A 16015-nucleotide genomic window follows, 5' to 3' on the forward strand; every position below is an offset into this window, starting at 1 on the left:
CCTCGGTGTGAGATGTGCGAAGGGCGGGCGGAGTTCAGGACTCGCGTCCGACGTGCTCGAAGAGGCTGCCGGGAATGGCGAAGACGACATTCTCCTCGGCGGTCCGCACGGTGTCGCGCCCGCCGTATCCGAGTGCGGCGAGCCGCTCCAGGAGCTGTTCCACCAGGATTTCCGGCGCGCTGGCGCCCGAGGTGACTCCGACGGTGTCCACACCGTCGAGCCAGCTCTCGTCGAGCTTGGTCACGTCGTTGACGAGATGGGAGGCGGTGCCCAGACCTCGGGCGACCTCCACCATGCGCACGGAGTTGCTGGAGTTGTCCGATCCGACGACCAGGAGCAGATCGCTCTCGGCGGCGATTTCCTTGACCGCGTTCTGACGGTTCTGGCTCGCATAGCAGATATCGCCGGTGCCCGGTCCCTGAATATCGGGAAACCTGCGGGTCAATTCGTCGATGATATCGCGGGTCTCATCCAGTGACAGGGTGGTCTGGGTGAGGAAGGAGAGCTTGGTGCCGGCCGGTATGTCCAGGGTGCGGGCGCTCTCCACCGTCTCCACCACGATGGTTTTCTCGGGGGCCTCTCCCACGGTGCCCTCGACCTCCTCGTGGTCGGCGTGGCCGATCAGCAAAATGGTGTGGCCGCTCGCCGCGGCACGCCGGGACTGCTGATGGACCTTGGAGACCAGGGGGCAGGTCGCGTCGATGACCCGAAGCCCCTGACGTGCGCTGTTCTCCCGCACGGCGGGAGAGACACCATGGGCGGAGAAGATGCAGATCGCCCCTTCGGGCACATCTTCCTCGGAGTGGACGAACACCGCGCCGCGGCCTTCGAGTTCCTTGACGACATGCTGGTTGTGCACAATCTCCTTGCGCACGTAAACCGGTGCGCCATAGGTGTCGAGTGCCTGTTCCACCATGCCGATGGCGCGGTCCACTCCGGCGCAGAACCCTCGGGGTTCCGCCAGAATCACCCGTTTCCGAGTGGCGCCGGAGGAGCCGGACCTTGCTTCCTGGGTCGTGGGCACATGCATCCCTTCGAGTTGCATCGCGGGGACCGCTCTTTTTCAGACAGGCCCTCTGGAGTAAATACTCCCCAGGAAATAGGCGGTGCGGCTATGGCAAACACCTGTTAGGGCTTTCGGGGCGGTACGGGCACGGCGGGCGGCTCGCGGTGGAGCGCGCGGTCCACCAGCGCGGCGGCGGCGCCGGTGTACCCCCGGGGGTCGAGCAGCCGGGCCGTCCGCTCCTCGGTGAGCACCGCGCGGACGGCGGGGTCGGCGCCGAGGACGGCGGCCAGCGGCTCGCCGGTGCGGGCGGCGGTGCCGGAGGCCTCGCTGAGCAGCCGGCGGGACTCGGCCCTGCCGAGCAGCGGGGCGAGGACGGCGGCGACGCGCTCGGAGGCGATCCGCCCCCCGGTGAGCGCGGTGTTGGCGAGCATCCGCCCCTCGTCGACGGTGAGCTGTCCGGTCAGCTCCACGGCCTGGTGGGCCGCGCCGCCGGTGAGCCTGAGCAGCTCGCGCAGCGGCTGCCACTCGGCGTGCCAGGCGCCGGCGGAGCGCTCGTCCTCGCTCGGCAGGGTGCCGAGCACGGTCGCCGCGAGCTGCGGGGTCTGGAGCGCGGCGGAGCGGATGAGGGTGGAGAGGACGGGGTTGCGCTTGTGGGGCATCGCGGAGGAGGCGCCGCGGCCCGCCGGGGCGGGTTCGTGGACCTCGCCGACCTCGGTGCGGGTCATCGACAGCACATCGACGGCGATCTTCCCCAGGGCGCCGGTGGTGAGGGCGGCGGCGGAGGCGATGTCCGCCATGGGGGTACGCAGGGTGTGCCAGGGGATGGGCGGTGCGGCGAGCCCGAGTTCGGCGGCGAACGCCTCGGTGAGCGCCGCCGTGTGGGCGGCGGGGGTGGTGGTGTCCGGGGCGTGCTCCAGATAGCCGGCGAGCGTGCCGGCGGCGCCGCCGAGCTGGACGGGGAGGCCGCCGTCGAGGAGGCGGACGAGCCGGTCGGCCGCGTCCAGGACGAGATGCCGCCAGCCGGCGGCCTTGAGGCCGAAGGTGGTGGGCACGGCGTGCAGGGCGAGGGTGCGGCCGGCGATGACGGTGTCGCGGTGGGTGGTGGCGAGGGTCCGCAGGGCACCGGCGGTGCGCAGCAGATCGGCGAGGATCAGCCGGAGGGCGCGGTCCGCGACCAGGACGGTGGCGGTGTCCAGGATGTCCTGGCTGGTGGAGCCCTGGTGGACATGGCCGGCGGCACCGGGGTCCCGCTCGGCGACGACGGCGGTGAACGCCCGGACGAGCCCGACCACGGGGTTGGCCGACTGGCGGGCCTCCCGGGCGAGTGCGGCGGGGTCGAGGTGCTCGGCGCGCGCGGCGTCGCTGATGACCCGGGCCGCGCCCGGGGGAACGGTACCGAGAAGGGCCCCGGCCCGGGCCAGCGCGGCCTCGGCGTCGAGCATCGCCTGGAGCCAGGCGTGGTCGGAGACGGCGGATTCGATGGGGGTGCCGGCGGTGGTGGGGGAGAGCAGGGACAAGGGGGGCTCCGTTGGTTGTGTGTCTCGCGTGGTGGGGGTTCCTGTGCGAAGGGGTCAGTCAGAGCCGCCTCTGACAGGCGCCCCCAGCCGAACCGGGCGCTCCGCCCCCGCCGAAGACCCGAGCACACCCGGCCTCCCCGGGAACCCGGGCACACCCAGCCCCGCCGAAGACCCGAGCAACCCCGGCCCCGCCGGGAACCCGAGCACACCCAGCCCCGCCGGCGTTTGAGGCGCGGGGGTTCGGGGGCCGGCCCCCGACCCGGGCCCGCGGGAAGCGGGGCACCCGGGGGCTCACGGGGTGGAGCCTTCGGGTGGGAGTGGGAGAGAGAGCGTGGTGCGGGCTATCGCATCCGCGTCCGTGAGGGTGACGGAACCCACGCCCGGACGAATCCCCGCCGCGGTCACCCAGTGCACCCCCTCCGTCGGCACCCCCAGCACAAACCGTCGCCCATGCCCCCTCCCCTCCCCATCCACCAGGTGGTACGGCCGCCCCGTCACCTCGACCCCCCCGGTCTCGTACGGAACCCCACCCCCCGCCATCCGGTACGGCCTGCACCCGCCCCCCTCCAGCAGCCCCCGCAGCAGCGGCTCCGCGCTCCGCCGCGCGTCCACCACCGGAAGCCGCGCCTCCACCAGCGCCCGCACCGCCACCCGCGACCCCGGCACCCCCGCCGCCTCCGCCGTGAACCTGCCCGTCACCGGGTCCGCCCCGACCCGCAGCCCGGGGCCCATGATGTGCGCCACCCCGGCCTCGATCAGCGCGATCAGCTCCTCGACGCGCCGCGCCGGGGGCCCGATCGAGAGTGCCGCGTTCAGCGGCGTGTACCACCCGTCCACATCCGCCGCGTACGACTCCCCCGCGACTCCCCCGTGGTCGACGGCGAGCCTGATCTCGTTGCGCAGATCCCGCAGCACATCGAGGGCCGACTTGAGCGGGCTCTCCAGATTCCCCCGGCGGGCCTCGGCGAGATCCTCGCGCAGATGGCCGAGGACCCAGGCGCGGAAGTCGTCGGGGCCGGTGAAGTCGCGGTCCGCGTACGGCCGGGCCACCCGGTCCCAGTCCCAGTGCTCCTCGGGCGGTATGCCGTGGCGCTCCAGCACGGCCGCCCGGCCGGCCTCGTCGGCGGCGCTCGCGATCCAGTCGACCCGGAACCGTTCGATCTCGGCGGGCCGCTCCCGGCCGGCCAGGACACGGCTGTAGTAGGTGATCTCCACCTCCCCGGCGATCAGCGGCCACAGCTCGGCCCTGAAGTCCGCGCCGGCGGCGCCCTCCGGGCGGTGGGCCCGCAGTTTCACGGCGTACTCGGCGGTGAGCAGCAGGGGTTCGTGGCGCCCGTACGGGCCCTTCTGGTTCTCGCCCCTGGCGTGGTACGGGAGCCCGCCCCGGGAGCCCGCGTACAGCACGGGCTCGGCGCCCGACGCCTCGTACACCAGCCGCCCCCCGACCCGCCGGTACCGCCCGCCGCGCCCCTCGGTGAGGAGCGCCATGTGGTCGAAGAAGTTGAGGCCCAGGCCGCGCAGGACGACGGGCTCACCGGCGGGCAGCACCGAGAGATCGAGGTCCGCCGGGTTGCCGGGAGGCACATAGACCAGGCCGTGACCGGCGGCGAAGGCGGCGAACTCGGCCTCTTGCGCGCTCGGTTCGAGGGGCAGATGGCCGAGGGCGAGGACCACGGCGGCCAGACCGCCGAGGACGGTGCCGTCGGCGAGGGTCACCCGCTGGGCGCCGCCGGGCCCGCCGGGCTCGTCCAGGGCGACCGCCCGGGAGCGGTGGGCCACCACGGTGACCCCGGCGGGGGCGCCGTCGACGACGCGCCCGTGCGCCCACCGGTAGTAGGCGCCGCAGAGCGCGCGGGTGGGATAGGTGTCGGGGCCGAGCGACCGCGCCTCGGCGAGGAGTTCGGCGTCGAGTCCGTGCTCCGGTGCCGTCCGGGTGAGGGCGCTCGCCCAGGCGTACAGGCTCGGGCCCGGCTCCAGCGGGCCGTCCATCGCGACGCTGTCGTCGGTGAAGACGGAGACCTGCCCGGCCACCGTGTTCATCAGCAGCCGCCGTGACTGCCCGGTGCGCCAGACCGCGCCCGCGCCGGGCGCGTGGTCGTCCACCGTGTGCACGGTCACCGGGGCGGACGCCGGGTCGTGGCGCGCGTTGGCGCAGACGCGCTCCAGCACCGACAAGCCGCGTGGCCCCATTCCGATGATGCAGATCCGGCGGTGCATAAGCGCCTCAGCCCTCCGTGGTGTCAGGGAAATCGATCACGGCAGCGCACGGCCGTCGGACCCACCCCCGTGGAGTCCGACGGCCGTCTCAGCTGCCCGGTGCGGGGTCGCGCCGGACCGTCGCCAGATGGACGGCGGTGCCCAGCAGCAGCCCCCAGAAGGTGGAGCCGATACCGAACAGCTCCACTCCGGACGCGGTGAGCAGCAGCGCGGCGAGCGCGCTGTCGCGGTGCGCGGACGACTCGGTGGCCGAGGCCAGCGCGCCGCCGAGGGCGCCCAGCAGGGCGATCCCGGCGATGGCCGCCACCAGTGCCCCGGGCAGCGCGGTGAAGAGTCCCACCACGGCGGTGCCCAGGGCGCCGGCGATCAGATAGAAGACTCCGCAGTGGACGCCGGCGGCCCAGCGGCGCTCGGGCCGCGCGTCCGCCTCCGGGCCCGTGCAGATCGCCGCGGTGATGGCGCCCAGATTGATGGCGTGACCGCCTGCGGGCGCCATCGCGGCGGAGGCGATCCCCGAGGCCAGCACCAGCCGGTCGGCGTCGGGCCGGTAGCCGGCGGCGCGGAGCACCGCGATGCCCGGGGCGTTCTGGGACGCCATCGTCACCACGAACAGGGGCAGCGCGAGCGCGGTGATCGCGCCGGGCGAGAAGTCGGGTGCGGTGAACTGGGGCACCGCGAGCGCGAGATCGAAGGAGCCGCCCCGGAAGCGGCCGGTCGCCAGGGTGTGGGCGCAGCCCGTGAGCAGCGCGGCGGCGACCGCCCAGCGGGGCGCGAGCCGCCGGCAGCCGACATGGGCGGCGAGCATCAGCCCCACCAGCCACAGATCGCCGTCGGCGGCGAGGAAGAGCCCGATGCCGAACTTCAGCAGGATGCCGGCGAGCACGGCGGAGGCGATCGTCGGCGGAATCCACCGCATGAGGGCGCCGAACAGGCCGGTCGCCCCGACCAGCACGGTGAGCGCGGCGGCCACCAGATAGGCCCCGACGGCCTCGGCGAAGGTGTACTCGTCCAGGGCGGCGGCCAGCAGCGCGGCGCCGGGCGTCGACCAGGCCATGACGACCGGGACGCGGTACGCCCAGCTGAGCACCGCTCCGGTGACCCCGCTGCCGATGGAGACCGCCCACACCCAGGACTCCAGGGTGGCGGGGGGCAGCCCGGCGGCGTCGGCGGCCTGGAAGACGACCGCGAGCGGGCCCGCGTAGGCGACCACCACGGCGACCAGTCCGGCGACGACCGCGGCCGGGTTCGCCAGGACGGCGGCCCGCGACGGCCCGCCGGCGGGCGACGCCGCCGTCCCGGCCACCTCCTCCTCACCACTCCTTCCGGGTCTCATCCGGCGACGTGGACCACGAGCACATTGCCGGCCATCAGAAGCACTACCCCGAGGCGCTGGCACTTGATGCCGAGGACACGGGCGGCGAGCGCCTCGCGGCGGACGACGCCCGTGCGGAGCTGGACGGCGCGGAGCGCGAAGAGCGGCAGGGTGACGGCGAGGAACCACCAGGGCACGGCGCCCGCGGCGACGGCCACGACGACGGCCGCGGGTTCGGCGGCGGTCAGGACGGTGATGACGCCCCGGTAGGCGGCGGGCCCGGTCATGGTGGCCAGGTTGCGGCGGCCGGCCAGCCGGTCGCCCTCGATGTCGTTCATGTTCGAGTAGAGCGAGACCAGCACGCTCCAGAGGCCGAAGAGCACCGACTCCAGGACGATGAGCCCGGTGGCAGCGCCGGTGATCAGCGCGTACGGCAGGACGATCACCAGGCTCGCGGAGGAGACGAGGAGCAGTTCCTGGCCGCCCCGGTAGCTGAGCTTGAGCCCGTAGGAGTACTGCATCGACGTCAGGGCGACGTACAGCAGCAGCACACAGGCCCAGAGCGGCTGGTGCGGGGCGAAGGCGGCCGTGGCGGTCCACAGCAGTACGCCCCACAGGGCCATCGTCCAGGCGAACCGCTGGGCCTCCTGGACGGTGAGCGCCCCGGAGAGCAGCGGCTTGCGGGAGAGGTCGCGCAGGGCCCCCGACTCGGCGGTGTAGTTGCGGGCGTCGCTGCCGTCGCGGACGCCGGTGAGGTCGTCGAAGGCGACGGTGGCGGCGACGACGCCGACCTGGCCGAGGAGGAAGAGCAGCAGGGTGGTCCAGGTGCCGGCCGCCCACAGTTCGGTGCCGGGCAGCGCGGTCCACACGACCAGCACACAGAGGTAGAAGTCGAAGAAGGCCAGCTTCCCCAGCTTGGCGTACGCCTTGAGCTTCGATGTGCCCGGGGCCGCCGAGGACATCGCGGTCCTCACCGCCATGCGCGGGTCCGCCTTTCGTCGAGAGGTCGTGGAGGCCGGCCGTCAGGCGGGCTTGCGGCCGTAGGTGGATATGAGGACCTGGCTCAGCCAGTGGTTGGCCGGGTCGTTCATGGCGCGCACGGCCTCGTCGACGCGCTCCTCGGTGAGCAGGCCCTGGGCGAGCAGCTTGGGGCGGAGGTACTCCAGCCACAGCACATACATCCGGGCCCGGAGCGAGCCGCCCTGCACCATCACCGCCCGGCCCTCGGCCCAGACGTCCTCCAGTCCGGCGTCGAGCGCGGCCCGGTGGTCGAAGTGGCCGCCGCGCATCGAGTAGCCGGTCTGCTCCATCACCCGGTAGGCGGCGGTGTGGACGTCCTTGAGGAAGTCCTCGGAGACCGCCGAGCGGAAGAGGGTGAGCGCGTCGGTGTCCTCGATGAAGAGCACTCCGCCGGGCCGCAGCGCCCGCGCCATCCGGCGGACGGCCGCCGCCGGGTCCTCCAGGTGCTGGAGGACCATCCGGGCGTGCACCAGGTCGAAGGCGGCCCGGGGCAGCTCGTCGGTGCGCACATCGAGGCGGCGCAGCTCCACCGGGGGGCTCTCCAGCCACTTCAGCGGCTCGGTGTCGAGGTCGGCGGCGAGCACCCGGCCGGTGGGGCCGACCCGCTCGGCCATCCACTGGGCGATGGAGCCCTGGCCCGCGCCGACTTCGAGGCAGGACCAGCCGGCGGCGACGCCGAGGCGTTCGAGCCGCTCGACGGTGCCCTGGTCCCAGAGGGACTCATTGGCGCGCAGCCGCTCCGACTCGCGGTTCCAGCCCGAGTCGAAGAGATAGTCGTCCTCGTGGCCGGTCTGCTGGTCCGCCGTGATGTTGCCGACGACGCTCATCGGGCTCCTCCCCCTGCCGCGCGGTCCGCGCGGCCGGCATTGCCTGTGTTCGTGACCGGGATCTGCTGAACGGGACCTCACCCTAGAAACCGCTTCGGCACGGCCGCCATAGCAGGTCGCTGCGGCCCCGGCCGGGGCCGCACCGGCAGCAACCTGTCATTCGAAAGGACGGGGTGAGCGGCCTAGCCTGCACTGCGGGGCGTTCGGAATTCCCCTTGCCGTGGAGACCGGTGAACCGGAATCCGGCGACACCGGATCAATTGCGCGCCGTGTCAACGCGCCGTTCATCGGCTGCTCGGCTCTGACCAAGAAGGCGGGGTTATCCGTTGCTGAAGACGTTCATCGTCGGACTGGGAAGGTCGGGACGAGGTCTTCACCTGCCGGTCCTGCGGACATTACGGCGGAGTGCCCCGGAGGGCGGGCTGTTCGCGCCCGCTGTTCCCCTGGGATTCGACCCGTTCGTCCCGCCCGGGGACATCGATCCGCGCGAGCTGAAGCGGGTGGCGTCCCTGGCCGAGGCGCGCGCGGAACTCGACCCGGAGAACACAGTCGTCCATCTGTGCACACCACCGGATTCCCGCGCGGCCACTCTGCTGGAACTCGCCGAACTCGGATTCCGCTCCATTCTGGTGGAGAAACCGATAGGCACGGGTAATGCGGTGGTGGCCCGGCTGCGCGGTATCCGGGACTCCCATGGGCTGCGGCTCGCCGTGGTCGCCCCCTGGCTGCACTCCACCCTGACGCTGCGGCTGGTGGAGCTGGTGGGCGCCGGCGAGCTGGGGGAGCTGCGCTCGATCGCCGTCCGGCAGCACAAGCCCCGGCTGACCCGGACCTTCGCCACGCCCAGCCATCCGACCGCGTTCGATGTGGAGCCGCCGCACTCGGTGGGGGTGGCGCTGCGGCTGGCGGGCTCGGGCCGGGTGACCGGCGCGTCCTGGACGGACGCGCGGATCGGTGAGCGCGTGGTCCCGCACATGGGCTCGGCGCGGCTGGCCATCGAGCACGACGGCGGAGTCCGCACCTCCGTCACCTCCGATCTGACCTCGCCCATCAATGAGCGCAGCATCCGGCTGGAGTTCGCCGCCGGGACGGTGACGGGCCACTACCCCACCAGCGGAATGGACTCCTACGCCCAGCTGAGCACCGATGTGCCCGGGGTGGGCGCGGGCCGGGAGCTGTTCCACGACGAGGCCCTGACCGCCTGTGTGCTCCGGGTGTACCGGGACTTCGCCGCCGGTGCGGACCTCCGCGCCGACTTCGAGCTCCAGGCCCAGGTGGTCGCCCTGCTCACCAGCGCCAAGGACCTGTGCCTGGCGGATTCGCTGTCCCCGTTGTCTCTCCGTCAGGAGGCGGTACGCCATGCCGGCTGAAGTCACTCCCGCGCCCCCGGCCTTCCCGTTGTGCGGTATCGGCGACGAGGCCGGGGAGGCGCTGGACACTCAGCTCTCCGCCCTCACCGAGCTGCGCTGGAACCTGATCGAGCTGCGCAATGTCGACGGCACGGCCCTCGCCGACCTGGACGAGGACGCCTTCGACCGTCTCACCGGAAGGCTCGCCGGGGCGGGTCTGGGGGTGGCGTGCGTCGACTCCCGTATCGCCAACTGGGCCCGTCCGGTCGACTCGGACTTCGCACAGGACCTGCGGGAGCTGGAGATCCTCGCCGAGCGGTGCGCCCGGCTCGGCACCCCGTACATCCGGATCATGTCCTATCCCAACGACGGCCGTCCCGAGCCGAGGTGGCGGGCCGAGGTCCACGCGCGGATACGGGAGCTGACGGCGCGGGCCGAGAGCGCCGGGGTCGTCCTGCTGCACGAGAACTGCGCGGGGTGGGCGGCGAGCGATCCGGCCCGCATGCTCGGGCTGCTCGACCATGTGGACAGCCCGGCGCTGAAGCTGCTCTTCGACACCGGCAACGGGGTGGCCCACGGGTACGAGACCTACGACCTGCTGCCGGAGATCGCCCCGCACGTGGCGCATGTCCACATCAAGGACGCGGTGGGCGATCCGTCCGATGTCCACTATGTCCTGCCGGGCGAGGGCCGCTGCCGGGTCGGCGACGCGCTGCGGCTGCTGATCGGGCACGGCTACCGGGGCGCCTGGTCGATCGAGCCGCACATCAACGTCCGCCCGCACGAGTCGCTGGCGGCGGCCGGCACCGACGGGGTGAGCACCTTCGTCGCGTACGGACGGGCCCTGGAGAAGCTCCTCGACGACGCGGCCGCGGCCGTCGCGGCGCAGCCGGCATGAACCACGTCCCGCTGCTGCCGTCCGACCGCGAGCTGCTGCTCCGGCTGCTCGAACTGCCCACCGTGGGGCTGCTGGAGACCGGTGCCGACGGCCCCCGGCCCCGGCTCGCCGAGGCCCAGCTCGCCTACGCCGAGGCCGCGGCCGAGCTGGGGTTCACCGTGGTCCACCACGGCGCGCCGCCGCCCTCGGCCCTGGAGCGCCCCGATGTGCCGCGCATGGTCCGCGAGGCCATGGCGGACATCCCGGACTTCCTGGAGTGCCAGCCCAGCACGGTGCTGCGGCTGGGCCCGGAGCTGCCCCGGGAGCGCACCATCATGTTCAACGCCCATCTGGACACGGTCAGCGACTGGGAGCCGCCCCGGTACTCGGACGGCCGCTTCCACGGCCGGGGCGCCATCGACGACAAGGGACCGGCGGTGGCGCTGCTCGCGGCGCTGCGGACCGCCGTGGACCGGGTGCCGGAGCTGGGGCGGACCACCGGGGTGCTCATCCAGCTCGTCGCGGGCGAGGAGGGCGGGGCCATGGGCGTCTTCGGCACCCGGCCCCTCATCGAGCAGGGCTTCTACGGCCGGATCAACCTCTTCTGCGAGCCCACCGGCTCCCGGCTGCTGCCGCGCTCCACCGCGGCGATGACCGCCCGGGTCACCGTCGACGGACTGGACTCCATCGACGACCGGCCCGGCGGCGGCCACAACGCGACCGTGCTCCTCGGCCATCTCGCCCAGCATCTGGCGCACCGGCTCTCCGGCCGGCACGACGGCACCCGGGTCTGTGTGGCGGGGCTGCGCACCGGGCCGCTGCACAACCGGGTCTACGGCACCGGGGAGCTGCTGCTCAACCTCGCGTACGAGAACACCGCCGCCGGCCGCCGGCTGGAGGCCGCCCTGGAGGCCGAGGTCAAGCGCGGTCTGGCCGATTTCACCGAGCGCTTCCGCCCGGTGCCGGACTTCGCGCTGACGGCCGACGAGGCGGAGGAGGTCACCGCGGTGGAGTGGCTGAAGCGGGGGCTGCCGGCCCTGGTCGACCAGGACGACCCCTGGGCCAGATCCCTGCTGACCACCGGCGCGGGCCTGCCCTGTGTCCCGGCCGACGAACCCTCGTTCACCTGCGACGCCATCTGGCTGGACGGCGTTCCCGGCACCTATACCGCCGCCTTCGGCCCCGGCGATCTCGACCTCAACAACGCCCACGCCCAGGGCGAGTTCGCCGACGCGCGGGAGCTGGAGAGCTACGCCGCGAGCGTGGTCTCCCTCCTGAGTCACTTCGCCCGAGCAACGAACGGACATCCATGACCACGACCGCGGAACCAGCCGACTACGCCACCGATGTGCGGGTGCCCTACGAGACGCTGCTCTCGCTGGCCACCGCCGTCCTCGCCGACCGGGGGATGCCGGACGGACGGGCCCGTACCGCCGCCGAGGCGCTGCTGTACGGAGACCTGGCGGGCATGCGCTCGCACGGGCTGGCCAATCTGACCCGGCTGTATCTGCCGCTCCTCGACGACAAGCGGGCCGATCCGGCGGCGGAGTTCGAGATCCTCGCCGACCGGGGCGCGGCGGTGCTGATCGACGCCCGGCGCGGCCTGGGGCTGTGGGCGGCCAGCGAGGCCATGGACCTGGCGGTCGCGCGCAGCGCCGAGTACGGCATCGGCATGGTCTCCGTGCGCAACGGCACCCACTTCGGCTGCGCCGGGCACCACACCGCGCGGGCGGTGGCGAGGAACGCCATCGGCATCCTCGCCTCCAACTGCGGCGGGCAGCGGATCGCCCGCCCGCCGGGCGGCCGGTACGCCATGCTCGGCACCAACCCGCTCTCCATCGCGGCGCCCGCCGGTCCGGGGCTGCCGCCGTTCAACCTGGACATGAGCACCACCGCCGTCCCCACGGGCAAGGTCCGCGAGGCCGCCCGCGCCGGCCGGCCGATCCCGGAGGGGTGGCTCCAGGACGCCGAGGGCGCGCCGGTCACCGATCCGGGGGCGCTGGACCGGGGCGAGGGCTTCCCGATGTGGCTGGGCGGCCGGCCGGAGACCGGCGCCTACAAGGGGTACGGTCTGGCGCTGCTGGTCGAGGTGCTGGCCGCGCTGGTGCCCGGCGCGGGGCTCGGCCCCTCGCCCGACGCCTTCACCGGGAACGGCGGGCCCACCGGCCGGGACGACGACATAGGTTTCCTGATGATCGCCGTCTCCCCCGGGGCGCTCCGCCCCGAGCAGGAGTTCCTCGGCGACGCGGGCGGGCTCTTCCGGAGCCTGCTGGACTGCCCGCCGGTGTCGGCCGACTCCCCGGTCGGCTACCCCGGCCGGCGCGAGGCCGCGTACGAGGCGGCGGCACGGGCAGACGGAGTGCCGGTGAGCAAGGGGCTGTACGCGGAACTGACCGCGGTCGCCCGGCAGATCGGCGCGGAGATCCCCATGGAGGCAGGCGCATGACCCGGCGTACCCGTATCGGCATCATCGGACTCGGGGTCATCTCGAAGTTCTATGTGTCGGCGTTCGACTCGCTCCCCGGGCTGGAGCTGGCCGCCGTGTGCGATCTGCGGCCCGACGCGCTGGCGGAGTTCGAGGGGCGCGTCCCCTGTTACACCGACCACCGCGCGCTGCTGGCCGGCGCGGAGCTGGACGCCGTGGTGGTGAACGTCCCCAACGATGTGCACGCCGAGGTGTGCGGGGCGGCCCTGGAGGCGGGGGTCGCGGTCTGTGTGGAGAAGCCGCTCGCGACCACCGCCGAGGACGGCCGGGCGCTGGTGCGCACCTCGCGGGAGCGGGGGGTGCTGCTCTTCACCTCCTTCCACCGCCGGTACAACGACAATGTCCTCGCGCTGCTGGAGCGGGTCCCGGCGCACACCCCGGTGGAGTCGCTCACCGTGCGCTATCTGGAGCGCATCGAGGAGCACGCGGGCAGCGACCGCTGGTATCTCGATCCGGCGCGCTGCGGCGGCGGCTGTGTGGCCGACAACGGGCCCAACGCCTTCGACACGGTCCGCCAGATCATCGGGGATGTCGAGGTCGTCGCCGCCAAGGTGGTGCGCGACGCGGACGGGGTCGACCGGCAGGCCACCGTGGATCTGCGCGCCCGGAACGGCGCGACCGCCAGGGTCGAGCTGGACTGGTCGTACGAGGGCGAGCGCAAGGACGTCGACGCCCGGCTCTCCGACGGCACCGCCGTGCACGCCGACATGCTCGCGGGTCACCACGGGTTCAAGTCGTCGCTGCGGCACGAGTACATCGGTGTGCTGCGGGACTTCGCGGGCGCGCTGGCGGCGGGCGAGGACCGCTCGGGCGGCGGTCTCGCGGCGCTGGAGCTGGTGTCGGACGTGTACCGGCTGGAGAAGGAGGGGCAGCGGTGAACCCGGCCGAGGACGGTCCGAAGGCCGAGGTGCGCGGGGAGCTGGTCAAGGTCCTCACCCACCGGCGCGAGGACCGGGGCATGGTCCTGGAGGAGTTCGGCAGCCGCTGTGTCCGCCGGCACGAGATCCATGAGCTGGTCACCACCGACCAGCACGACACCACCGCGGGCGCGGTCGTCGACCGGGTGGGCTTCCTCGGCTTCGTGGAGATCTCGCGGGGCGGAGTGATCGACCGGGGCGACCGGGTGACGCTGAACGGGCGGCGGATCGGAACCGTGCTCGGCTACGACGGCTGCCACTTCCCCAACCACTACAACATCCTCATCGCCGTCGACCGGACGGTCACGGGTGTGGATCTCGCTCTGCAACCCACCATGGAGGTGCGCTTTGGGTACTAGGCCGAACGATCCGTACGCATCCGGGACCCCGATACTGGACACCGTCGACGGGCCGGAGGATCTGCGCCGGCTCGACGAGGCCTCGCTCGGCGGGCTGGCCCGGGAGATCCGGGGCTTCCTCATCCGGGAGGTCTCCCGCACCGGCGGTCACCTCGGGCCCAATCTGGGTGTGGTGGAGCTGACGATCGCCCTGCACCGCGTCTTCGATTCGCCGAAGGACCGGCTGCTCTGGGACACCGGCCACCAGGCCTATGTGCACAAGCTGCTGACGGGGCGGAAGGACTTCAGCCTGCTGCGCTCGCGGGGCGGGCTCTCGGGCTACCCGTCGCGGGCCGAGTCCGAGCACGACATCATCGAGAACTCGCACGCCTCGACGGCGCTGTCGTACGCGGACGGGCTGGCCAAGGCGCACCAGCTGCGCGGCCTGGACGACCGCAGCGTCGTGGCGGTCATCGGTGACGGCGCCCTCACCGGCGGCATGGCCTGGGAGGCGCTGAACAACATCGCCGCCGCCAGGGACCGGCCGCTGGTGATCGTGGTCAACGACAACGAGCGCTCCTACGCGCCCACCGTCGGCGGTCTGGCCGACCATCTGATGACGCTGCGCACCTCGGACGGGTACGAGCGGTTCCTGCGGCGCGGCAAGGAGTTCCTGGAGAACGTCCCGGTCATCGGGCACGCGCTCTACGGCGGGCTGCACGGGGCCAAGGAGGGGCTGAAGGACGTCATCGCCCCGCAGGGCCTCTTCGCCGATCTGGGGCTGAAGTACGTCGGACCGGTCGACGGGCACGACACGGGGGCGGTGGAGGCGGCGCTGCGGCTGGCCAAGAACTTCGGCGGCCCGGTCGTGGTGCATGTGCTGACCCGCAAGGGGGAGGGCCACCGGCCCGCCGAGGAGCACGAGGGCGACCGGTTCCACGCGATCGGCGCCGCGCCCTCCCCGTCCGCTCCCGCCAAGCCCTCCGCCCCTTCCTGGGGCGCGGTGTTCTCGGACGAGATCGTGCGGATCGGGGCGGACCGGTCCGATGTCGTCGCGATCACGGCGGCGATGCGGGAGCCGGTGGGTCTGGACGCGTTCGCGGAGGCGTATCCGCACCGGACGTTCGACGTGGGCATCGCCGAGCAGCACGCGGTGACCTCCGCCGCCGGGCTGGCGGCGGGCGGCGTCCATCCGGTGGTGGCGCTGTACGCGACCTTCCTCAACCGGGCCTTCGACCAGGTCCTCATGGACGTGGCGCTGCACCGGGCGGGGGTGACCTTCGTCCTGGACCGGGCCGGTGCCACCGGCACCGACGGCGCCAGCCACAACGGCATGTGGGACCTGTCCCTGCTGCAACTGGTGCCGGGGCTGCGGCTGGCCGCGCCGCGCGACGGCGCCCGGCTGCGGGCGCAGCTCCGGGAGGCGGTGGAGGTCACCGACGCCCCCACCGTGCTCCGCTATCCCAAGGGCCCGGTCGGCCCCGACATCGAGGCCGTCGGCCAGGTGGAGGGCGTGGACATCCTCGCGGGCGGGGCGGGCTCCGGGGCGGAGGTGCTGATCGTCGCGGTGGGCGCGATGGCGGGCACCGCGCTCGCGGCCGGCGCGGCGCTGACGGAGGCCGGGGTGACGGTGACCGTGGCCGATCCCCAGTGGGTGAAGCCGGTGTCGCCGGCGCTGGTCAAGCTGGCCGCCGAGCACCGTCTGGTGGCCGTGATCGAGGACAACGGGGTCGTCGGCGGGGTGGGCGCGGCGATCGCACAGGCGCTGGACGAGGCCCACGCGCCGACGCCGGTCCGCCGGTTCGCCCTCCCCCAGGAGTTCCTGGACCATGCCAGCCGCGGAGAGCTGCTGGCGGACGCGGGGCTGACGCCCGACCGTATCGCGCAGACCATCACCACCTCCCTGGCCCAGTACGGGGCCAGGAGTGAGCGAGTCACATCATGAGCCTTGTCTCTCTGGACATCCCCGAGGTGCCGCCCCGGCTCGCCGAGCGCCGGGCCAGCCGGCAGATCCAGGTCGGCTCGGTGCCGGTGGGCGGGACGGCACCGGTGTCGGTGCAGTCGATGACGACGACGCGGACGTCGGACATCGGTGCGACGTTGCAGCAGATCGCGGAGTTGACGGCGTCGGGCTGTCAGATCGTGCGGGT

The 16015-nt window shown here is 73.2% G+C and carries 14 protein-coding genes; 8 read left to right on the plus strand and 6 right to left on the minus strand.

The window, feature by feature from the left end; genetic code table 11:
- Positions 1-34: 34 nt before the first annotated feature.
- From ABT122_RS17365 to ABT122_RS17390, 6 genes are all read right to left on the minus strand, one after another.
- Positions 35-1045, minus strand: a complete 1011-nt coding sequence (locus ABT122_RS17365; protein WP_351552132.1) for a 4-hydroxy-3-methylbut-2-enyl diphosphate reductase — start codon at positions 1043-1045, stop codon at positions 35-37.
- Positions 1046-1128: 83 nt separating this feature from the next.
- On the minus strand, positions 1129-2523 hold the full coding sequence (locus tag ABT122_RS17370) for a nitrosuccinate lyase (RefSeq protein WP_351552135.1): 1395 nt from the start codon (positions 2521-2523) through the stop codon (positions 1129-1131).
- 291 nt (positions 2524-2814) lie between these two features.
- Positions 2815-4713 carry an FAD/NAD(P)-binding protein gene (locus ABT122_RS17375; protein WP_351552138.1) on the minus strand — a complete coding sequence of 633 codons (1899 nt, stop codon included), beginning with the start codon at positions 4711-4713 and terminating at the stop codon, positions 2815-2817.
- Positions 4714-4828: 115 nt separating this feature from the next.
- Entirely contained in the window at positions 4829-6073 is a 1245-nt protein-coding gene (locus tag ABT122_RS17380) for a benzoate/H(+) symporter BenE family transporter (RefSeq protein WP_351552141.1), read from the minus strand.
- Positions 6070-7032 (minus strand): UbiA family prenyltransferase, encoded by a 963-nt coding sequence (locus tag ABT122_RS17385; RefSeq protein ID WP_351552144.1) that lies wholly within the window; start codon positions 7030-7032, stop codon positions 6070-6072. Before ABT122_RS17385 ends, ABT122_RS17380 begins: the two co-directional genes overlap by 4 nt.
- A 42-nt stretch (positions 7033-7074) precedes the next feature.
- Positions 7075-7899, minus strand: coding sequence for a class I SAM-dependent methyltransferase (locus ABT122_RS17390; protein ID WP_351552147.1), 825 nt, complete (start codon positions 7897-7899; stop codon positions 7075-7077).
- Between the two features lie 326 nt (positions 7900-8225).
- Here ABT122_RS17390 and ABT122_RS17395 point away from each other — a divergent pair, with 326 nt between their 5' ends.
- From ABT122_RS17395 to ABT122_RS17430, 8 genes are all read left to right on the plus strand, one after another.
- Positions 8226-9269, plus strand: coding sequence for a Gfo/Idh/MocA family oxidoreductase (locus tag ABT122_RS17395; protein WP_351552150.1), 1044 nt, complete (start codon positions 8226-8228; stop codon positions 9267-9269).
- A complete protein-coding gene (locus tag ABT122_RS17400) occupies positions 9259-10146 on the plus strand; it encodes a sugar phosphate isomerase/epimerase family protein (RefSeq protein WP_351552153.1) in 888 nt (295 codons plus the stop codon). The genes ABT122_RS17395 and ABT122_RS17400 overlap by 11 nt, the downstream gene beginning before the upstream one ends.
- Positions 10143-11438 (plus strand): M20/M25/M40 family metallo-hydrolase, encoded by a 1296-nt coding sequence (locus ABT122_RS17405; RefSeq protein ID WP_351552156.1) that lies wholly within the window; start codon positions 10143-10145, stop codon positions 11436-11438. Before ABT122_RS17400 ends, ABT122_RS17405 begins: the two co-directional genes overlap by 4 nt.
- A complete protein-coding gene (locus ABT122_RS17410; RefSeq protein WP_351552159.1) occupies positions 11435-12571 on the plus strand; it encodes an Ldh family oxidoreductase in 1137 nt (378 codons plus the stop codon). Before ABT122_RS17405 ends, ABT122_RS17410 begins: the two co-directional genes overlap by 4 nt.
- Complete coding sequence (locus ABT122_RS17415; protein ID WP_351552162.1) at positions 12568-13488, plus strand: Gfo/Idh/MocA family protein; 921 nt, start codon at positions 12568-12570, stop codon at positions 13486-13488. The genes ABT122_RS17410 and ABT122_RS17415 overlap by 4 nt, the downstream gene beginning before the upstream one ends.
- Positions 13485-13886 carry a DUF6917 domain-containing protein gene (locus ABT122_RS17420; protein WP_351552165.1) on the plus strand — a complete coding sequence of 134 codons (402 nt, stop codon included), beginning with the start codon at positions 13485-13487 and terminating at the stop codon, positions 13884-13886. Before ABT122_RS17415 ends, ABT122_RS17420 begins: the two co-directional genes overlap by 4 nt.
- Entirely contained in the window at positions 13876-15810 is a 1935-nt protein-coding gene (gene dxs / locus ABT122_RS17425) for a 1-deoxy-D-xylulose-5-phosphate synthase (protein WP_351552168.1), read from the plus strand. Before ABT122_RS17420 ends, dxs begins: the two co-directional genes overlap by 11 nt.
- Positions 15807-16015 (plus strand): flavodoxin-dependent (E)-4-hydroxy-3-methylbut-2-enyl-diphosphate synthase (locus ABT122_RS17430; RefSeq protein WP_351552171.1); only part of this gene is annotated, 209 nt, incomplete at its 3' end. The genes dxs and ABT122_RS17430, both read left to right, overlap by 4 nt.

This window comes from Streptomyces sp. NPDC001985 (genome assembly GCF_040296845.1).
GTDB lineage: Bacteria > Actinomycetota > Actinomycetes > Streptomycetales > Streptomycetaceae > Streptomyces.